This is a genomic window from Kosakonia sp. 1610, assembly GCF_050435845.1.
GTDB lineage: Bacteria > Pseudomonadota > Gammaproteobacteria > Enterobacterales > Enterobacteriaceae > Kosakonia > Kosakonia cowanii.
In genome coordinates, this window is the sequence record NZ_JBNDKZ010000001.1 from 1,084,076 (window position 1) to 1,103,988 (window position 19,913).

The window sequence follows — 19,913 nt, forward strand, 5'->3', positions numbered from 1 at the left end:
CGCGGCGGGCGCTAAAATGGTAGTTTATAAGGCTTGTGGCAGTCAGTTGCACATAAATTCATCGCACGAACCACATAACGGGATGTAATGTGAAATATTTACTCATTTTTCTACTGGTGTTAGCGATTTTTGTCGTGTCGATTACGCTTGGTGCGCAAAACGATCAGCAAGTCACGTTTAATTATCTCCTTGCACAGGGTGAATATCGCATCTCTACGCTGCTGGCCGTGCTGTTTGCTACCGGCTTCGCTATCGGCTGGCTGATTTGCGGTCTCTTCTGGTTACGCGTGCGTGTTTCTCTCGCCCGTGCCGAACGTAAAATCAAACGCCTCGAACAGCAGCTTACTCCCGCCGCGGATGTTCCGGTTACGCCCGGCACGCCGGCGGTGAAGGAATAATATTCTATGCTGGAGTTGCTGTTTCTGTTGTTGCCTGTCGCAGCGGCCTATGGCTGGTACATGGGGCGCAGAAATGCTCAACAAACTAAACAGGATGAGGCTAACCGGCTGTCGCGTGAATACGTTGCCGGGGTTAACCTTTTACTGAGCAATCAGCAGGATAAAGCGGTAGACCTCTTTCTCGATATGCTGAAAGAGGATACCGGCACGGTTGAGGCGCACCTTACTCTCGGGAATCTGTTCCGTTCGCGCGGCGAAGTTGACCGCGCTATCCGCATCCATCAAACCCTGATGGAGAGCGCCTCCCTCTCTTACGATCAGCGCCTGTTAGCGGTGCAGCAGCTTGGCCGCGATTATATGGCGGCCGGGATGTACGATCGCGCCGAAGATATGTTTAACCAACTGGTGGATGAGACCGATTTTCGCGTCAGCGCGCTGCAACAGCTGCTGCAGATCTACCAGGCGACCAGCGAATGGCAGAAAGCGATCGACGTCGCTGAACGCCTTGTGAAGCTCGGTAAAGATAAGCAGCGCGGTGAAATCGCCCACTTCTACTGCGAGCTCGCGCTGCAGCAGATGGGTAATGAAGATATGGATCGCGCCATGGCGCTGCTGAAGAAGGGCGCAGCAGCCGATCGCGACAGCGCGCGTGTATCCATTATGATGGGGCGCGTCTTTATGGCCAGCGGCGATTACGCGAAAGCGGTAGATAGCCTGCTGAAGGTGATCGATCAGGATAAAGACCTGGTCAGCGAAACGCTGGAGATGCTGCAAACCTGCTATCTGCAGTTGGGTAAAACCGACGAGTGGGCCGCTTTCCTGCAGCGTTGCGTCGAAGAGAATACCGGTGCCGCTGCCGAGCTGATGCTGGCAGAGATCGTTGAGCGTCGTGAGGGGGCAGATGCCGCGCAGGGATACGTCACGCGCCAGCTACAGCGTCATCCGACTATGCGTGTTTTCCATAAACTGATGGACTACCACCTCAACGAAGCGGAAGAGGGGCGCGCGAAAGAGAGTCTGATGGTACTGCGCGAGATGGTCGGCGAGCAGGTACGCAGCAAGCCGCGCTATCGCTGCCATAAATGCGGTTTTACGGCCTATACCATGTACTGGCACTGCCCATCCTGCCGCGCCTGGTCGACGGTTAAACCAATTCGCGGTCTCGACGGACAGTAATTTTTTTAAAAACACCTTCTTTAGTTACAACATACTTTCGAGTTTTTTTCAGACGGTTTCATCAACTCCTGTGCGGTCAGCGCTTTGCAGGTAAGGGGAACTGTCATTTCGCTCGCGGCGCAGGTAGAATGCTGCCCGTTTATCCATTTTGCGCCTGAGCGGGTGCCCTCATTTCAGAAGGTCTGATCATGACGTCCACTGCTTTATCGACTTCCCGCGCGGTTACCGACTCTCCGGTCGTTGTCGCCCTCGATTACGCCAACCGCGACAGCGCCCTGGCTTTTGTAGACCGCATCGATCCGCGCGATTGCCGACTGAAAGTGGGCAAAGAGATGTTCACGCTCTTCGGGCCACAATTCGTGCGCGAGTTGCAGCAGCGCGGTTTCGATATCTTCCTCGACCTGAAATTTCACGACATCCCTAATACCACCGCGCATGCGGTAAAAGCGGCGGCCGATCTTGGCGTCTGGATGGTCAACGTCCACGCCTCGGGCGGCGCGCGCATGATGACCGCAGCCAAAGAGGCGCTGCTGCCATTTGGCGCAGATGCACCGCTGCTGATTGCGGTTACCGTGTTAACCAGCATGGAAGCGAGCGATTTGCAGGATATCGGCATTACCGCCACCCCTGCGGAGCATGCCGAACGCCTGGCGCGTCTCACTCAGCAGTGCGGGCTTGATGGCGTCGTCTGCTCGGCGCAGGAAGCGGTGCGTTTCAAAAGCGAGCTTGGTCAGGCATTTAAACTGGTCACGCCGGGAATTCGCCCGCAGGGCAGCGACGCAGGCGATCAGCGCCGGATTATGACACCCGAGCAGGCGTTGCAGGCAGGCGTCGATTACATGGTGATTGGCCGCCCGGTTACGCAATCTGCCGATCCGGCGCAAACCCTGAAAGTAATCAACGCCTCGTTAGGCAAGGGGAGAGCATGAGCGATAACAACAGCCGTCTGGTCTACTCCACCGAAACCGGGCGCATTGATGAAGAGAAAGCAGCCGTAGAGCGCCCAAAAGGCGATGGCATTGTGCGCATCCAGCGCCAGACCAGCGGACGTAAAGGCAAAGGCGTCTGTTTAATCACCGGCATCGATCTTGATGACGAGTCGCTCAGCAAACTGGCGGCCGAGCTGAAGAAAAAATGCGGCTGTGGCGGGGCGGTGAAAGAGGGTGTTATTGAGATTCAGGGTGATAAACGCGATCTGCTTAAAACACTGCTGGAAGCAAAAGGCATGAAAGTAAAACTTGCCGGAGGCTAAAAAAAGAAAGGCCGCGTGAATAACGCGGCCTTTTATTTACCTATTTTTTAAATCAGACCTGAAAGAAAGTAGATTTCTTGATATTTATTTGCCGTAGTACCGACTAATTATTTACCGACCTGATGGCCAATAATACCGCCGACTGCCGCGCCGCCCAGCGTGCCGAGCGTGCTGCCGTCTGTTAATACAGCACCACCAAGCGCACCCGCACCCGCGCCAATCGCGGTGTTACGAGAACGTTTATCCCAGTGACCACAAGCACTCAGAGACATTGCCAGGGTAACTGCCAGTACTGCCGCGGCCATTTTTTTACTTGTTAACATCATCATACTTTCTCCTGAATAATCGATTCACGGAACCAGAGGCTCTCTAAGTATAGTCTTAGAAATAATCTCAAAGATCTTCCGTGAAACCTTGCTGCGCAGGGGTAATGCAATCACCTGAGTGATAATTACTCCCTGTTATATCGCTGATAATAATTTTACGCAGCGGCACGCAACAAACCAGGTAAAAACTCTTAATAAAATACTCAGAATCGTCTCAGAAAAGAGAGGGATAGCCCGTTTTCACGGGCAAAGGGATCAGGCGTTGGATGGAGTTTGAACAATATCGATAATTAACCCCGCCGCTTGAAGCTGGCGCTGTGCCTCGGCGGAAATGGCGTCATCTGTGATCACCCGCTGAAAGCGGTCAACCGGGCCAAGCGTGTAGGGGTGTACGACGCCGAATTTTGAGCTGTCCGTCAGCACAATCGCCTCGCTGCCTTTTTCCAGCACCGCGTTCACCACATCGGTGCGCATCATGTCGCGCCCGGTAAAGCCCGTTTCCGGCTGCCAGCCATCAATGCCGATAAAGGCTTTGCTGAAATGCACCTGGGAAATGTACTGGCGCGTCAGCGGTCCCACCATGCTTTCGCTCTTTTTCTGGTAAATGCCGCCGAGCAGAATCACTTCGCACTGCGCCGATTTCAGCAGATGCGCAATATAGCTGCTGACAGTAATGATGGTGATGTCCCGCTGCTCGCCGAGTTTGCGGGCGAGTAGGGCGTTGCTGCTGCCGTTCTCAATAAACACCGTTTCACCGGCGCTGACCAGCGAGGCGGCAAAGTCAGCCAGCTCGCGCTTAACGGCATAATTAGTCAGCATGCGCGTTTCGACGTCTTCGCTGTCGAGCGGCACGGCAAACCCGTGGGTGCGACGTAAATAGCTCTGCTTTTCCAGCGTATTCAGATCCTGGCGAATCGTCACTTCAGAAACGCCGGTCATACGAGCAAGATCGGCGACGCTCATCTGACCTTTGTCGATGACCGTTTGCAAAATAAGTTGTTGTCGGGAATTCATAGCCACACTTTTTATCTTTCGCGCGAATGTAAATCGCCACGACTGCGGTGGCATTCCCGGCTGCCGCGTCATGGCGAAAAGAGATTACTTAAATTTCCCAGGGCGTTTTCTGCGTGCCTGAGTGTGGGGGCTGGTCGCTGTTATCGAGATCCCGCAGCTCCGTCTTCAGAATTTCCAGATTACGGATAGCGGACTGATAATCTCCGGCCACCAGAATATCAAGCACGGTATCGATCCGGGCGGCCAGCTGTTTTACATCGATCTCTGCCATACCTTCACCTTCATATCGAAAAACGAATAAATTCAATGATGCAGAAAAGCGTTTAAAAAGAGAAGGGAAAAAACCACATCTCAACGGCTTCTCTGCATGAAGTATATATTCATCCCTCCGCCCGTGGTCGGTTCAGCGCGTGACGTAGTCTTTTCAGGCGCGCAACGCGCACTATCTGGAGGAATACGCAATGACGATAAGTAATCAACCGACCTGCAAACTCTTTACCGATGAACAACGTTTCACGCAACTCTCAGGTTTTTACGAAGAGGAGCGGCGCACCGTGTGGATGATGCTGCGCGCCAGGCCGCGACCCTGCTTCAACCACCAACTGATTGAGGAGATCATGAACCTCTCCTGGCTGGTCAGGCAGAGCGGATTTGCCGTCGACTTCTGGGTCACCGGATCGCTGGTTCCCGGTATGTTCAATACCGGCGGCGATCTGCATTTTTTTGTCGAGTGCATCAAAAACGGGCGGCGAGAAGCGTTGCGCGCTTATGCCCGCGCCTGCGTTGACTGTGTGCATGCCGCTTCACGCGGTTTTGACACCGGCGCAATTTCGCTGGCGATGATCGAAGGCAGCGCGCTCGGCGGTGGGTTTGAAGCCGCGCTGGCGCACCATTTTGTGCTGGCGCAACGCGATGCGCGTCTCGGTTTCCCGGAGATCGCCTTTAACCTCTTTCCCGGCATGGGGGCCTACTCTTTAGTCGCCCGCCGTGCGGGGATGAAACTGGCTGAAGAGCTTATCTACAAAGGGGAGTCCCATTCGGCGGAGTGGTATGCGCCAAAAGGGCTGGTCGATATCGCGTTTGAAGAGGGGCAAGGCTTTATGGCCGTGCGTACCTTTATCGATACGCTGCAACCGCGCCTGAATGGCGTGCGTGCCATGCTCAGGGCGCGCCAGCGCGTGCTGCAACTGCCACGCAGTGAGCTAATGGATATCACGGAAGATTGGGTAGATGCCGCCTTCTGCCTGCAAGCGAAAGATATCGCCTATATGGAGCGCCTGGTGCTGTTGCAAAACCGCCATACGGCGGTTGCGCTCAGTAAAGCCGGTTAACGCGCCTTGCGTGGCTGGTAGCGTGTAAACCAACGTTCAAACGCGGCAGCGGGCATCGGTCTGGCGAACAGAAACCCCTGCCGCTCATGGACGCCGTTGTCGGTCAAAAACGCATCCTCCTGCGCACTCTCCACCCCTTCAGCAATCACCTGTAGATTAAGCGCTGCCGCCACCGCGACAATCGCGCGCACCAGCGATTGCGAAATCGGTTGTTGATGAATATCGCGCACGAAGCTTTGGTCGAGTTTGATAGCGTTAAGGGGAAAGCGTGCCAGCTGCGAGAGGGAGGAGTAGCCGGTTCCAAAGTCATCCAGATGCACCTGCGATCCCAACGCGCTGAACTGCTGGATCACCGAGAGCGCCAGCGCTTCGTTTTCGATAATGCAGCTTTCGGTCAATTCAACATCAATCGGGCAGTCAGCAAAATGAAGCTCGCTGAGCGCTCGTTTCAGATCGCTAAAGATGGTCTGATCGGCCAGCTGTCGGGCAGAGACATTCACCGCCACGCGCAGGTTAATCCCCTGGTCGCGCCATTGCGCCACTTGCCGTACCACATCCAGCATTACCCAGCGGCCGAGCGGCACAATCAGGCCGGACTCTTCGGCGTAGGAGATAAAATCGAGCGGTGGGATCAGCCCGCGCTCGGGCGACTGCCAGCGCACCAGCGCTTCGAGGCTGCGCACTTCGCCATTCCGGTTCACTTTCGGCTGGTAGTGAATCACCAGTTGCTCTTTATCCAGTGCCTTGCGCAGGTTGGTATCGAGCCAAAGGTACTCAAATACCCGCTGGTTCATCTCGGCACAAAACACGCAAAACTTGCCCCGACCGTTCTCTTTGGCGGTATACATCGCAGTATCGGCATTGCGGATCAGATTTTCGCGATCGTTGCCATGTTCAGGGGCGAGGGCGATACCAATCGAGCAGCCGGAGTAGATCTCAATCAGCCCGATGCGGAACGGCGCGCGCAGTCGACACAAGATTCGCGAGGCCATCGCTTCCAGTGCCATTTGCGAGGTATTCGTCGCCAGCACGATAAACTCATCGCCGCCAAGACGCGCCAGCACCTGGCCCTCATCAAGACAGCCTAATATGGCCAGCGCAACGGCCTGCAGCAGCTGGTCGCCAAACATATGCCCGTAGGCATCGTTCACTTTTTTAAAGTTATCGAGATCGAGATAGACCACGCCGACCTGAGTATTGCCGCGTGCGGCAATCGCATCGCTGATGCGATCCTGAATAGCGTTGCGATTGGGTAAACCGGTAACGGTATCGGTATTCGCCAGCACCCGCAGCCGCTCCTGGGCGTGGCGCTCCTCGGTAATGTCGGTACCGGAGCAGATAAGGTAAACCTCATTTTTGCCGCTGCCGCTGTGCACAAACTTATTGCGGAAGATAAACAGCCGCTGGCCTTTGCGCGTCTTTACCCAGCGCTCCACTTCATAAGAAGATCCATCGCGGAAAAACTGGGTGATATTGCGCTTTGAGGCCGCCGCTTCACTGCGGCTCATAAACAGCTTAAAGACGTTCTGCCCAATCACCTCGTGCTCTTTCAGGCCGGTATACTCTTCGCTCAGGCGGTTAAAACGCTGTATGTTGCCCAGCCGGTCGAGGATCACAATCACTGAATTGGCTTCCGACACCACCTGCTCTGCAAAGGAGAGACCCTGCACCAGATCGCGAGCGACAGCCTGGGTATCGTCCCATGCCGATGCGCTACCCGCCCAGGCGTTTCGGGTAATTTTGCGCCCGACAAGGTGAACCGTCACCTCTTCGCCAAACAGGGTGAGGGGCATGGTCAGGCTGGAGGTGATCACCGTCATCGCGCGGATCTGTGCCGCCTGCTCATCGGTCAGCGCGACCACCTGCGTCGTATCGGCATGCTCTTCAGGGGCGAAATGCAGGGCATTGCTGTCAGCCGTAAGCCGCCAGTAAGGACTGTGTGAACCCAGATAGCGAAACAGCACGCTCTGTTCCTGCGTCTCTCTCATGCGTTCTCCCAACCTACCCGCCACAGGACGGGCACCTGTTGATGACCGACAACCGCCATTAATGACAGGACGGTTCTCCGTTAACGTATTGTTTTTATAGGAGTGTTGAGTAAAGCGTTACCTGGTGTGGAAAAGCAGAGACGGCTGCCGCACGCAAATGTGGGCGGTAAACAAACCGCTGCATGATGAGAAGTGTGGTCGGTTTTCGCTATTTGTGGGAGGGAAAGTGCTTAAAAATGCGCGATATATTGCCAGAAAAGCGCTCCCTCCCGAACGGGAAGGAGCGTAGAAGCGTTACATCACCGGACGGGCGATCACGCTGCGGGTTTCCATCCGAACTTCGGCGATGGTGACATCAATGACATCCGTCACTTTGAACACCACTTCGCCTTTGATCTGCACGGTGCCGCTCTCCTGGCTGCACACCAGCTCATCACGCACGGCATGAATGAACGGAGCCGGGATAAAGGCGACCGCGCCGTTATCCACCAGGCGAACGCGCATGCCGCCGCGGCTGACATCGATAATCTCTGCCGCGAAGCGGGTGTCGGTGCCGGCTTTGTTTTGCAGGAAACGGGCATAGAGCCAGTCGCCGACATCGCGCTCGGCCATACGGTTCAGGCGACGGCGTTCCGCCATCTGCACGGTGGTCTCATCCTGCGGACGCACCGGCGTTTCACCTTTGATGATCGCTTTCAGCAGGCGGTGGTTGACCATATCGCCATACTTACGGATCGGTGAGGTCCAGGTCGCGTAAGCGTCCAGCCCCAGGCCAAAGTGCGGGCCTGGATTGATGCTGATTTCAGCGAAAGACTGGAAGCGACGAATGCGACTGTCGAGGAAGCCGGAAGGCTGCGCGTCGAGTTCACGGCGCAGTTTGCAGAAGCCTTCCAGCGTCAGCACTTCTTCAGCCTTCACTTCAACACCGTGGGTTTTCAGCATCGCCACCAGCTGCTCGCTGTTCGCCGGGTCAAAACCTAAATGGACGTTGTAGATACCAAAGCCCAGCTTGTCGCGCAGCACGCGCGCGGCGCAGATGTTGGCGGCAATCATCGACTCTTCAACGATGCGGTTGGCAATGCGGCGCGGCTCGGCAACGATATCCAGCACTTCGCCTTTTTCGCCCAGCACAAAGCGGTAATCCGGACGGTCTTTAAACACCAGCGCATGGGTCTGACGCCACTGGCCGCGCAAATCGCAGGCGCGTTTCAGCAGACGGATCTGCGAGGCGATGGCGTCATTAACAGGCTGCCACTCGCCGCGGTTTTCCAGCCAGTCAGAGACATCGTCATAGGCCAGTTTGGCTTTTGATTCGATGGTGGCGGCGAAGAATTCAATGTTCTCTTCAATGGTGCCGTCGCTGTCCAGCGTCATGCGGCAGACCAGCGCCGGACGCACTTCGTTAGCGCGCAGGGAGCAGAGATCGTCAGAGAGTTCGCGCGGCAGCATCGGGATGTTGAAGCCCGGCAGGTAGTTGGTGAAGGCGCGGATTTTCGCCGCATCATCAAGCTTGCTGCCTTCAGCAATCCACGCGGTAGGATCGGCAATTGCCACGGTCAGCTGCAGCTTGCCATCCGCCAGCTCTTCGGCGTAAAGCGCATCATCCATATCTTCGGTGCTGGCGCTGTCGATGGTGACGAAATCAAGCGCGGTCAAATCGACACGCTGCAGGCCATCATCCAGCATCTCTGTTGCCACGCCGTTCGGCGCCTCTTTTTCGAGGTTATGACGGGCAAGCGTTACCCACCACGGCACGAAGTGGTCGTCAGAGAAGGTGATAAATTGCGTGAGTTCCGCGTAGAAGCCGCGATCGCCTTTCAGCGGGTGACGGCGCATCTCGGCGACCGCCCAGTCACCCTCTTTAAAATCATGCTCCACGCCGCGCGCGGCGCGACAGGGGATGGAGTCTTTGAGTAAAGGATGATCCGGCACAATCGACAGGCGGTCATCTTTTTTGTGCACTTTGCCCACGAAACGGGTCAGAAAAGGCTCGACCAGCGTTTCCGGCTCCGCGCTTTCGCGCTCTTTTTCCGTGTGAATAACGGCAACAATCCGATCGCCGTGCATCACTTTTTTCATCTGCGGCGGCGGGATGAAATAGCTTTTTTGAGCATCGACTTCCAGAAATCCGAAGCCTTTCTCGGTGCCTTTAACAACACCTTCTGCACGCGGTGTCTGAGAGTGGAGCTGCTGTTTAAGCTGCGCGAGCAGCGGGTTATCCTGGAGCATAATCATCTATTTTCGTGGCTAAAAGAGCGGCTGACAGTTTTACGCGATTCCGCCTGTTGCAGCAAGCGCTGTTTCAGCAAAATCTCCTGCGCGCCGCCCGGTTTATAGCCTTACGCCGCAGGCTCGCCGAGAGCGATCTTAAGCCGGTTGATCCAGCCGCACAGGGCACAGCGCAGCAGCAGGCTGAATGCGGCCTGAGGGCTAAAACCCGCATCTGAGAGTGCTGCAAGCTGAGCGGGGCTGAATCTGTCCGGCGCGCAGGTCAGCACCTGCACCGCTTGCACCAGCGCGCGCTCTTTATCGTTATCCGCCAGAAAGGCGCTGAGGGCAGGTTCGCCCTGGCGCAGCGCTTCCCGCAGCCCGGCAGCGTGAACGCCGCGCTGCAGCCGTTCAGCAAAACAGCCGGTGCTGCCATTGATCCGCGCTGTAGAGGCACCGACCAGCCAGCCCAGCGTTTTATTCGGCGTAATGGCGTTCACCTGCTGGCAAATCTCGCCCAGCTCGTTAAGCAGCAGATGCTCATGCGCCAGTAGCGGCGCAAGCTGGCGCAGCTCGGGCAGGGGTTGCCAGTGGGCAAGGGAGCCCATCTGCGCGGCGTTTGAAACTCGTTGGTCAACCCCCTCAATCGCTGGTTGCCAGCCCGCGTTTTCATCGGCAAACAGGCTCGCGTCGGCGGGCGGCTGCGTCTCCATGCCGGGAATATAGCGCACCGGTTGTCCCAGCAGCGCCTGCAAAATGGCGAGCACCCGCGCCTGGAAGGCGATAAATCCAACTATCTGATTGAAGAGCACAATATCGAACAGCGTCAGGCCCACCTCTTCAAGCTGCTGGCGGGCCCGGGTATCAATCACCGACGGCGAAGCGGCAAGCTGACGCGCATATTGCGTAATTTGCGCCAGCCGGCAGTTGCTCTCGCGCGATGAGTCGGGTGCCGCCAGAGGAGCGAGCCGTGCGGCGTAGTGGTTGCACAAACGCTGGACGCCAAACACCTGCGCCACGGTGAGCGCGGTGCTGAGCCGATCGTAGGCGCTGAAGGTGCGCAGTCGCGTCGTCTGTACACGCTGCGGAAAGAGCAGGGCGTAGAGTTTGCGTGCGGGCGCGGCAATGGCCTCGACATCGCCATGCAGATCATCCGGCACAGTGAGGTCGAGCAGAAAGGGGTCATTAACGGTAGCGGCTTCGGGAACCAACGGTAGCGCGTGTACCCGGCTGGCGCTTGACTGGGTCTCATGATACCAGTGGCTTTTGCCTGCAATCCGGCGTTGTTCCATGGTCGTTCCTTGGTCTCAAAGTGGCGATCCGGGGACGACGTCAGGTCTTAGCTTGCCGGATCGGTGGTGCTGCTTAATCCTGGCGTAAGGGGGAGGCGGGATAAAAGATTGTTAGGTGATAACAAATATCAGAAAGGCATAAAAAAACGCCCCTTCGGCAGAAGGGGCATTGGGGAATTATTTGATTTCCAGCTCGTTCATCGCAGCGATGTTGAAACCGCCGTCGACGTGAACCACTTCACCGGAGATACCGGCAGAGAGGTCAGAGCAGAGGAACGCCGCGGAGTTGCCGACGTCTTCGATGGTCACGGTGCGACGGATCGGGGTAACCGCTTCACAGTGTGCCAGCATTTTACGGAAGTCTTTGATACCGGAAGCCGCCAGGGTGCGGATCGGACCCGCGGAGATGCCGTTGACGCGCACGCCTTCCGGACCCATCGCGTTCGCCATATAGCGCACGTTCGCTTCCAGAGAGGCTTTCGCCAGACCCATCACGTTGTAGTTCGGGATAGCGCGCTCTGCGCCCAGGTAGGAGAGAGTCAGCAGCGCGGAGCCCGGGTTCAGCATTTCGCGGCAGGCTTTAGCCATCGCCACAAAGCTGTAGGAGCTGATGTCGTGAGCGATTTTGAAGCCTTCACGGGTTACGGCGTTAACATAGTCGCCGTCCAGCTGATCGCCCGGTGCGAAACCGATGGAGTGCACGAAGCCGTCAAATTTTGGCCAGACTTTCGCCAGGTCAGTAAACAGGGCGTCGATGCTCTCATCTTGCGCCACATCACACTCCAGCACGATGCTGGAACCCAGCTGGGCGGCAAACTCTTCAACACGGCCTTTCAGCTTGTCGTTCTGGTAGGTGAACGCCAGCTCTGCGCCTTCGCGATGCATAGCCTGCGCGATGCCGTATGCGATGGAGAGTTTGCTGGCTACGCCAGTCACCAGAATGCGCTTACCGGAAAGAAAACCCATAGCTTTAATCCTTATATTCATTGTTGTGGCGCTCGCGGCTCTGTTGGGGCGAGCGTCGTTAAAACGCGGCGATTCTATCATGAGTCGCCGTCTCCGTTAATCCGACCACTGAAAGGTTTGTCTCAGCGGTCTTTTCGCCAGGCGTCGGCGGTTAATGCTTCGCCAAAGTGGCCGGCAATTAAGCGTTTCGTGAGATCGTGCAGCGGCGAGGCGAGCACATCGGCGGTGCTGCCGCGCTCCACCACTTCCCCCTGATGCATCACCAGCACCTGATCGCTGATATGTTTCATCATGCCGATATGCTGGGTGACATAGATATAAGAGATACCCTGTTTCTCCTGTAATTCCAGCATCAGGTTGATTAACTGCGAACGCATCGACATATCGAGCGAGGCCAGCGCTTCATCGGCAATAATCACTTTCGGGCGCAAGATTAGCGCGCGCGCCAGCCCAAGGCGCTGTTTCTGCCCCGGTGCCAGCATGTGCGGGTAATAGCTGACATGATCCGGCAGCAGGCCGACCATGCGCAGGGTTTCAAGGATGCGCTTACGCCGCGCTTCCGGCTCGAGATCGGTATTCAAGCGCAGTGGAAAATCGAGGATCTGCGACAAGCGCTGGCGCGGGTTAAGCGAGGTGGTCGGATCCTGAAAAATCATGCGGATATGCTGGCTGCGGAAGGTGTAATCGCCATAATGCAGCGGCTTATCGTCAATCACCAGTTCACCGGCGGTAGGGGCAATCATTCCCGCCAGCATTTTCGCCAGCGTCGATTTTCCGGAGCCGTTCTCGCCAATAATCGCCAGCGTCTGCCGTTCACGCAGGGTAAAGCTGAGCGGCTTGACCGCTTCCACGGTCTGGCGGCGGAACCAGCCGGTGCGGTAGCGGAAGGTTTTGCTCAGGTTGCGCACTTCAAGCAAGGTTTCAACCATCTCACTCACTCTCCATATTCAGCGGGAAATGGCAGGCAAACAGGTGATTACGCGGTCCTGCAAGCCGCGGGGTTTCAATACATTTGCGCTGAGCATAGGGGCAGCGCGGCCCGAGGCGGCAGCCAATCGGCAGCTGCTCAAGCAGCGGAATCGCGCCTGGCAGCGTATTCAGGCGGCTTTTGTGCGGCATCGCGCTGCCAAAATCGGGAATCGCGCGGATCAGCGCCTGGGTATAGGGGTGATGCGGCGTGGCGATCAGATCTTCGCTCGGTGCGGTCTCAACCGTCTGCCCGCAGTACATCACATTGATACGATCGGCCCATTTGCTCAGCATCTGCAAATCGTGGCTGATCAAAATGATGGTCGTGTTGTTGTTCTGGTTCAGCCGGTCGAGCAGGCGGAAAATCTGCGCCTGGGTGGTCGGCTCCATGGCGTTGGTCGGCTCATCGGCAATCAGCAGACGCGGCTGGTTGGCCAGCGCAATGGCGATCATCACTTTCTGGCATTCGCCTTCCGTGAGCTCGTAAGGGAAACTGCGCATCGCATCTTTATGATCTTTAATGCCGACGCGGTGCAGCAGCTCAATCGCCCGGCGTTTGCGCCAGCCCATGCGCTGCCACCACTTGCCTTTAAAGGTCCAGCGCGGGATGTTTTGCATCAGCTGCTTGCCGACGCGCTCGGAGGGATCGAGACAGGATTGCGGCTCCTGGAAAATCATCGACACGTTGTGGCCCAGCAGCTTGCGCCGCTCGCGCGCCGAGAGGCGCATCAGGTCGATATCATCAAAGCGCATACGGTCCGCCGTGACGCGCCAGTTATCCTTGGTAACGCCACAGATCGCTTTCGCAATCAGGCTTTTACCGGAGCCGGATTCACCCACCAGCCCGCGAATCTCACCCTCGGCAAGGGTCAGGCTGACGCGGTCAACCGCTTTCACCCATTCAGAGCCGGTTTTGACTTCAATGGTCAGGTTACGGATATCAAGAAGCGGCATTACTCCACCCCCGCAGTGATGGCGCGACGGATGCCGTCACCCAGCACGTTAACCAGCAACACGCTCACCATAATCGCCGCGCCCGGCAGCATCACCGTCCACGGCGCAACATAAATCAGCTCCAGCGCATCGCCCAGCATCGCGCCCCACTCCGGGGAGGGGAGCTGCGCGCCGAGATCGAGAAAGCCCAGCGCGGCAATATCAAGGATCGCCATCGACAGCGCGCGGGTAATCTCCGTCACCATACCGGCAGTGATATTCGGCAGAATCGCGTACCACAAAATATTCATCGTCGACGCGCCATCAAGACGGGCGGCGACAACATACTCTTTCTCCAGCTCGTCATGCACCAGGCTGTAGACCGAACGCACCATGCGCGGCAAAAGCGCCAGCCAGACGGCAAACATCGCATGGGAGAGATGCGGGCCGACAAAGGCGACGACAATAATCGCCAGCAGCAGCGTTGGCAGCGAAAGCAGGGTATCGAGAATATGGTTCAGCACCGCCGAGCGCAGGCCGTGCGTTGCCCCGGCGAACACGCCGAGCAGCAGCCCGCACACCGTGGCGGCGAGCGTGACGAGAAATGCGCCGCCAACGGTAGGCGCCGCGCCGCTCAGCAGGCGGCTTAACACATCGCGGCCGAGATCGTCGGTGCCGAGGAAAAAGGACACATCGCCATAGCGCGACCACGACGGCGGCAGCAGCTGGTAGCCAAGAAACTGCTGGTCGATGCCGTAAGGGGCGAACCAGTGACCGAACAGGCAGAGCAGCGCCAGCGCGCCGCAGCCATAGAGGCCGATCATCGCGGTGGGATCGCCATAAAAGTGGCGCCACGCGGTACGCAGCGCGCCGGGCGCACGTTTTTCGCTGTAGACGCTATCGTAAGGCATACCATTCCTTATGTTTTAACGGGTTCGCCAGCGCGCCAAGAATATCGGAGAGCACGTTGACGATAATCACTAATGAACCGATAACCATCACGCCGGCGGAGATCGCGGCATAATCCTGCTGGCGGATAGCGTTGATCAGCCAGCGGCCCAGCCCCGGCCAGCTAAAGACCACTTCGGTGATCATCGCCAGCGTCAGCATGGTGGAGAATTGCAGCCCCAGGCGCGGGATCACCGGCGGCAGGGCGTTGTGCAGCACATGGCGGCGCAGAATGGTAAAGCGGGACAAACCGCGCGTCGCCGCCGCTTTAATGTAGTTTTTCTCAAAGACCTCAATGGTGCTGATACGCATCAGGCGGATCACTTCGGTGGTCGGTGCCACCGCCAGCGTCACCACCGGCAGGATGACGTGGCGCAGGGCGCTCATCAGCATCTCATCGCGCCACGGCGAGTCAGAAATCCAGGCATCAATCAGCGAAAAACCAGTGACGGTTTTCACTTCATACAGCAGGTCAAAACGCCCGGAGACCGGCAGCCAGCCGAGATTGAGAGAGAAGAAGAGGGTGAGCAGCAGCGCCAGCCAGAAGACCGGAATGGAGAAGCCGAGCAGCGCCACGGCGCTGATGGCTTTATCCTGCCAGCGACCACGCATGACTCCTGCCAGCATTCCCACCGGAATACCGACCAGCAATGCCGAGCCAAAGGCGAGAATACAGAGCTCCATGGTCGCCGGGAAAACTTCCTGCAACTGCTCGGAGATCAGCTGTCCGTTAATGCTTGAGACGCCAAAATCCCAGTGCAGCAGGCCGTTAAACCAGAAGATCCACGCATTCCACAGCGTCGCGCCCTGCAAGGGGGCATGGGGGGTAAAGTAGCTCAGGCTGAAGCCAACAAAGGTCAGTAAAAAGAGGGTGACCAGCAGCAGCAGCAAACGACGCAAAGTAAAAATAATCACGGCGACACCTCTTTTTTATCCCGCGACACGCCAGCGAAAGAGGCGCTGCCAAAGGGACTCAGCACCAGGCCTTTAATATCGTACCGGTATGCCTGCAAGCGCAGGGAGGAGGCGAGCGGCAGCACCGGCAGTTCGCGGGCGAGGATCTGCTGGGCTTCATCATACTCATCGATGCGCGACGCCAGTTGCTGCGAGGCGAGCGCTTTTTGCAGCACCTCATCAAACTCGCGCTGGCACCAGTGGGCAAAGTTGGTTTGCGAATCAATCGCCGCGCAGCTGAGCAGCGGGCGGAAGAAGCTGTCCGGATCGTTACTGTCCGTCGCCCAGCCGGTGAGCGTCAAGTCGTGGTTCATGTCCATCAGGCGCGCCTCCTGGAAGCGCCCCTCAACCGGCACAATCACCACTTTCACGCCGACCTGCGCCATATCCGCCTGAATCAGCTCGGCGGTTTTCAGCGGGCTGGGGTTCCAGGGCTGCGAGCTGGTTGGCACCCACAGTTGCAGGGTGAGGTTCTCCAGCCCCAGCGCTTTCAGGCGCTCGCGGGCCTGTTTCGGGTCATATTCGGTAATTTTGGCATCGTTATCGTACGCCCACGACGCGCGGGGCAGGATCGACGCCGCAGTCTCCGCCGTGCCGTAGTAAATCGACTGCATCAGGCGCTGGTTATTGATCGACAGGGCTAACGCGTGGCGCACCGCCGGGTTATTGAGCGGTGGTTTGTTGGTATTGAACGCCAGGTAGGCGATGTTCATCCCCGGGCGCAGGGTTAAACGCAGCCGCGGGTCGTCACGCAAAATGGTCAGCTGGCTGGCAGCAGGCCATGCCAGCACATCGCACTCGCCGGTGAGCAGTTTCGATAAACGTCCGGTGCCGCCCGAGCCGAGATCGACCACCACCTGTTGCATCAGCGGTTTGCCGAGCCAGAATTTTTCGTGACGTTGTAACCGAACGTACTGCCCGGCGCGATACTCATCCAGCTGGAATGGCCCGGTGCCGACCGGCTGGCGGTCAATCAGCTCCTGATGGTCAATTTTTTGCAACTGCGCGGCGTACTCTGCCGACATCACCGAAGCGTAATGGGTGGCAAGGTGCCATAAGAAGGAGGCATCCGGTTTTTTCAGGCGAAACTCGACGGTACGGTTATCCAGCTTGCGCACGCTCTCCACCGAGTCGGCGAATTGCAGGCTGTCGAAATAGGGGAAGCTGTCGCCATTGACGTTATGCCACGGATGGTGGCGATCGAAAATGCGCTGGAAGGTAAAGACCACGTCGTCAGCATTCAGCGTGCGGGTGGGGGTAAACCACGCGGTATGCTGGAAATTGACGCCGCTGCGCAGGCGAAAACGGTAGGTCGCGCCGTTATCCAGCACCTCCCAGCTCTCCGCCAGCTCCGGCACCAGACGATAAGTATAAGGATCCACATCCAGCAGGCGGCTATAAAGCTGCGCGGCGAGGGTGTCGACAATTAGCCCGCTGCTCGCTTTTTGCGGGTTAAAGGTATTAACCTGGCCATTCACGCAATAGACAAAGCCGCTTTCGCGGATATCTGACGTGGCCGCGGGCGCAGCCTGAGCCGTACCGGTCGCCAGCAGTGCGGTGAAAAGCAGGGAAGAGAAAACCAGACGCATGATTTTTTCAACGGTTTTAAAGTAATGGGCAAAGTGTATCGCACTTACCTGGGCTACGTACAAATGTCTGCGGACAACTGCTGTTATTGTCGACGATTTCAGCGTATTTGATGCTTTTTCAGCAGGGCGCGTAGCTGGTGGTAGGTTAAACCAAGCCGCTCTGCCGCCCGTTTCTGATTAAATTCTGCCTGATGCAGGCTCTGCTCGAGCAGGCTTTTCTCCTGATCGAGCTGAAACTGACGCAGGTCCAGCGGCAGCTCTGGCAGCGAAGTTGCGCGATTTTCTTGCCTCGGCGCTGGCGCTTTCTCACTCACATCGCGGCGGAAAGGGTCGAGGATAATGGTGTCCAGCGGCGTGTCGCTGCTGCCGTGACGGTATACGGATCGTTCCACCACGTTTTTCAGCTCGCGGATGTTTCCCGGCCAGCCATAGTTCATCAGCACGTCGCGGGCATGCTCCGTAAAGCCGGGAAAGAGCGGCATATGCAGTTCGCGGCACATCTGGATGGCGAAATGGTCAGCCATTAGCATGATGTCACTCTGGCGTTGGCGCAGCGGTGGTAACAGCACCACATCAAACGCCAGCCGGTCGAGCAGGTCGGCGCGAAAGGTTCCTTCCTGCACCATCTGCGGCAGATCGGCGTTGGTGGCGCACACCAGTCGCACATTAACCTGTAACGGCTGGCTGCCGCCGACGCGCTCCAGTTCGCCATACTCAATCACCCGCAGCAGTTTCTCCTGCACCAGCATTGGTGCGGTCGCCAGCTCATCCAGAAACAGCGTGCCGCCGTCGGCGCGCTCAAAACGGCCAGGGTGGCGCTTCTGCGCGCCGGTAAAGGCGCCCGCTTCATGACCAAACAGTTCGCTGTCGAGCAGGTTTTCATTCAGCGCCGCGCAGTTTAAGGAGATAAACGGCCCCTGCCAGCGCGAGGAGAGGAAGTGCAGGCGGTTGGCAATCAGCTCTTTACCGGTGCCGCGCTCGCCGATAATCAGCACCGGTTTATCGATCGGTGCAAGGCGGGAAACCTGTTCCAGCACCTCAATAAAGCTGTTGGCTTCGCCAAGAAGGTTATCTTTCTGTTCTGCCATGATGAAATTCGCCACAAGTTGGTCTCTTTAACCACTCTAGTCTAAGTTATGGTTAAGGTAAAATCATTCATTCCCTTTATAATCAAGCAGATGAAAAGTTGGCACGGAGATTGTATTAATCAGGCAGCAGGGCTCAGCCCGATAACAGAAATCAAGAGGATTAGATTATGGGTATTTTTTCTCGTTTTGCCGACATCGTGAACGCCAACATCAACTCGCTGCTGGAGAAAGCGGAAGATCCGCAAAAACTGGTCCGCCTGATGATTCAGGAGATGGAAGATACGCTGGTTGAAGTGCGCTCCACCTCTGCACGTGCGCTGGCTGAAAAGAAACAGTTAACGCGCCGTATTGAGCAGGCGAGCGCACAGCAGGCTGAATGGCAGGAAAAAGCCGAACTGGCACTGCGTAAAGAGAAAGAGGATCTGGCGCGTGCGGCGCTGATCGAAAAACAGAAAGTGACCACGCTTATCGAGACGCTGGAGCAGGAAGTGACGCTGGTTGACGAAAGCCTGGCGCGTATGAAGAAAGAAGTTGGCGAGCTGGAGAACAAACTGAGCGAAACCCGTGCCCGCCAGCAGGCGCTGACCCTGCGTCACCAGGCGGCAAGCTCCTCGCGCGATGTTCGCCGTCAGCTCGACAGCGGCAAAATGGATGAAGCGATGGCACGTTTCGAATCCTTCGAACGTCGTATCGACCAGATGGAAGCCGAAGCGGAAAGCCACGGTTTTGGTAAGCAAAAACCGCTGGATCAGCAGTTTGCCGATCTGCAGGCAGATGATGAAATCAGCGAGCAACTGGCGCAACTGAAAGCCAGAATGAAACAGGACAACCAATAATAACGAGCGGCGGCATCAGAAGATGCCGCTGGCATCCCTGTAAGGAGTACACATGAGCACGCTTTTTCTGGCTATACCCCTGACGTTATTCATTCTGTTTGTTTTACCGGTCTGGTTATGGCTGCACTACAACAACCGCGCTTCACGCGGTGCGCTTAACCAGAACGAGCAGCAACGTTTGCTGCAGCTGACGGATGAAGCAACGCGCATGCGCGAACGCATTCAGGCGCTGGAAGATATTCTGGATGCAGAACATCCAAACTGGAGAGATCGCTGATGGCTACCCTAAATCTGAATAAAAAATTATGGCGTATTCCGCAGCGCGGTAAGCTCGGCGGCGTCTGCGCCGGTATCGCGGAATATCTCGATATCCAGGTCAGACTGGTGCGTATCGTCACCGTGCTGGCGATGCTGTTTGGCCTCTTTTTCTTTGTCGTCGTGGCCTATATCGCGCTCTATTTTGCGCTTGATCCGCTGCCGGATAACTACACTGAAGGTGAGGTGCCCGCCAGCAACAGCGAGTTGCTGGATGCGGTAGATGCGCAATTGGCCGCCGGCGAGAGCCGTTTGCGCCAGATGGAGCGTTATGTCACATCCGATACGTTCTCGCTGCGTAGCCGTTTTCGTCAGCTTTAAGAGGTGAAT

Annotated in this window: 21 protein-coding genes; 8 read left to right on the forward strand and 13 right to left on the reverse strand. The window is 57.0% G+C overall.

Annotated features, from left to right (window positions below):
• The first annotated feature begins 89 nt into the window (after positions 1–89).
• From ABIC80_RS05260 to yciH, 4 genes are all read left to right on the forward strand, one after another.
• Entirely contained in the window at positions 90–398 is a 309-nt protein-coding gene (locus tag ABIC80_RS05260; RefSeq protein ID WP_094419791.1) for a LapA family protein, read from the forward strand.
• 6 nt (positions 399–404) lie between these two features.
• The gene (gene lapB / locus ABIC80_RS05265) at positions 405–1,574 is read left to right on the forward strand and encodes a lipopolysaccharide assembly protein LapB (protein WP_094419792.1); all 1,170 of its coding nucleotides are present in this window, start codon (positions 405–407) and stop codon (positions 1,572–1,574) included.
• Positions 1,575–1,762: 188 nt separating this feature from the next.
• Entirely contained in the window at positions 1,763–2,503 is a 741-nt protein-coding gene (pyrF, locus tag ABIC80_RS05270; protein WP_305208324.1) for an orotidine-5'-phosphate decarboxylase, read from the forward strand.
• The gene (gene yciH / locus ABIC80_RS05275) at positions 2,500–2,826 is read left to right on the forward strand and encodes a stress response translation initiation inhibitor YciH (protein WP_429175854.1); all 327 of its coding nucleotides are present in this window, start codon (positions 2,500–2,502) and stop codon (positions 2,824–2,826) included. Before pyrF ends, yciH begins: the two co-directional genes overlap by 4 nt.
• A 107-nt stretch (positions 2,827–2,933) precedes the next feature.
• On the opposite strand, the gene osmB is transcribed toward yciH, so the two are convergent.
• The 3 genes from osmB to ABIC80_RS05290 all read right to left on the reverse strand — a co-directional run bounded on the left by osmB (position 2,934) and on the right by ABIC80_RS05290 (position 4,437).
• On the reverse strand, positions 2,934–3,152 hold the full coding sequence (osmB, locus tag ABIC80_RS05280) for an osmotically-inducible lipoprotein OsmB (protein ID WP_034812242.1): 219 nt from the start codon (positions 3,150–3,152) through the stop codon (positions 2,934–2,936).
• A gap of 255 nt (positions 3,153–3,407) precedes the next feature.
• Positions 3,408–4,166, reverse strand: a complete 759-nt coding sequence (locus ABIC80_RS05285; RefSeq protein ID WP_200133608.1) for a DNA-binding transcriptional regulator YciT — start codon at positions 4,164–4,166, stop codon at positions 3,408–3,410.
• Between the two features lie 88 nt (positions 4,167–4,254).
• The gene (locus ABIC80_RS05290; protein ID WP_042715404.1) at positions 4,255–4,437 is read right to left on the reverse strand and encodes a hypothetical protein; all 183 of its coding nucleotides are present in this window, start codon (positions 4,435–4,437) and stop codon (positions 4,255–4,257) included.
• Positions 4,438–4,627: 190 nt separating this feature from the next.
• On the opposite strand from ABIC80_RS05290, the gene ABIC80_RS05295 reads away from it, so the two are divergent.
• Positions 4,628–5,497, forward strand: coding sequence for a crotonase/enoyl-CoA hydratase family protein (locus tag ABIC80_RS05295; RefSeq protein WP_094419797.1), 870 nt, complete (start codon positions 4,628–4,630; stop codon positions 5,495–5,497).
• Here ABIC80_RS05295 and pdeR read toward each other — a convergent pair.
• From pdeR to pspF, 10 genes are all read right to left on the reverse strand, one after another.
• Positions 5,494–7,485, reverse strand: a complete 1,992-nt coding sequence (gene pdeR, locus ABIC80_RS05300) for a cyclic di-GMP phosphodiesterase (RefSeq protein ID WP_429175856.1) — start codon at positions 7,483–7,485, stop codon at positions 5,494–5,496. The two genes, ABIC80_RS05295 and pdeR, sit on opposite strands and share 4 nt — an antisense overlap.
• 294 nt (positions 7,486–7,779) lie before the next feature.
• Entirely contained in the window at positions 7,780–9,714 is a 1,935-nt protein-coding gene (locus ABIC80_RS05305) for an exoribonuclease II (RefSeq protein ID WP_200580246.1), read from the reverse strand.
• A 110-nt stretch (positions 9,715–9,824) separates the two neighbouring features.
• On the reverse strand, positions 9,825–10,985 hold the full coding sequence (locus ABIC80_RS05310) for a CMD domain-containing protein (RefSeq protein WP_429175858.1): 1,161 nt from the start codon (positions 10,983–10,985) through the stop codon (positions 9,825–9,827).
• Between the two features lie 177 nt (positions 10,986–11,162).
• Positions 11,163–11,951 carry an enoyl-ACP reductase FabI gene (gene fabI / locus ABIC80_RS05315; protein WP_023478625.1) on the reverse strand — a complete coding sequence of 263 codons (789 nt, stop codon included), beginning with the start codon at positions 11,949–11,951 and terminating at the stop codon, positions 11,163–11,165.
• Between the two features lie 122 nt (positions 11,952–12,073).
• Positions 12,074–12,880: a peptide ABC transporter ATP-binding protein SapF gene (gene sapF, locus ABIC80_RS05320; RefSeq protein WP_023478701.1), complete on the reverse strand. Its 807-nt coding sequence runs from the start codon at positions 12,878–12,880 to the stop codon at positions 12,074–12,076.
• A gap of 1 nt (position 12,881) precedes the next feature.
• Positions 12,882–13,874, reverse strand: a complete 993-nt coding sequence (gene sapD / locus ABIC80_RS05325) for a putrescine export ABC transporter ATP-binding protein SapD (RefSeq protein WP_094419800.1) — start codon at positions 13,872–13,874, stop codon at positions 12,882–12,884.
• The gene (gene sapC / locus ABIC80_RS05330; protein ID WP_023478710.1) at positions 13,874–14,764 is read right to left on the reverse strand and encodes a putrescine export ABC transporter permease SapC; all 891 of its coding nucleotides are present in this window, start codon (positions 14,762–14,764) and stop codon (positions 13,874–13,876) included. Before sapC ends, sapD begins: the two co-directional genes overlap by 1 nt.
• A complete protein-coding gene (gene sapB, locus ABIC80_RS05335) occupies positions 14,751–15,716 on the reverse strand; it encodes a putrescine export ABC transporter permease SapB (protein WP_054803435.1) in 966 nt (321 codons plus the stop codon). The genes sapC and sapB overlap by 14 nt, the downstream gene beginning before the upstream one ends.
• Positions 15,713–17,344, reverse strand: a complete 1,632-nt coding sequence (sapA, locus tag ABIC80_RS05340; protein ID WP_094419802.1) for an ABC transporter substrate-binding protein SapA — start codon at positions 17,342–17,344, stop codon at positions 15,713–15,715. The genes sapB and sapA overlap by 4 nt, the downstream gene beginning before the upstream one ends.
• A gap of 98 nt (positions 17,345–17,442) precedes the next feature.
• Positions 17,443–18,447 (reverse strand): phage shock protein operon transcriptional activator, encoded by a 1,005-nt coding sequence (pspF, locus tag ABIC80_RS05345; protein ID WP_429175859.1) that lies wholly within the window; start codon positions 18,445–18,447, stop codon positions 17,443–17,445.
• Between the two features lie 152 nt (positions 18,448–18,599).
• On the opposite strand from pspF, the gene pspA reads away from it, so the two are divergent.
• From pspA to pspC, 3 genes are read left to right on the forward strand one after another with little or no spacing between them, the layout of a single operon-like run.
• The gene (pspA, locus tag ABIC80_RS05350; protein ID WP_042714795.1) at positions 18,600–19,268 is read left to right on the forward strand and encodes a phage shock protein PspA; all 669 of its coding nucleotides are present in this window, start codon (positions 18,600–18,602) and stop codon (positions 19,266–19,268) included.
• A gap of 52 nt (positions 19,269–19,320) precedes the next feature.
• Positions 19,321–19,545, forward strand: a complete 225-nt coding sequence (gene pspB / locus ABIC80_RS05355) for an envelope stress response membrane protein PspB (RefSeq protein ID WP_023478697.1) — start codon at positions 19,321–19,323, stop codon at positions 19,543–19,545.
• Entirely contained in the window at positions 19,545–19,904 is a 360-nt protein-coding gene (gene pspC, locus ABIC80_RS05360; RefSeq protein ID WP_094419804.1) for an envelope stress response membrane protein PspC, read from the forward strand. The genes pspB and pspC overlap by 1 nt, the downstream gene beginning before the upstream one ends.
• Positions 19,905–19,913 lie beyond the last annotated feature (9 nt).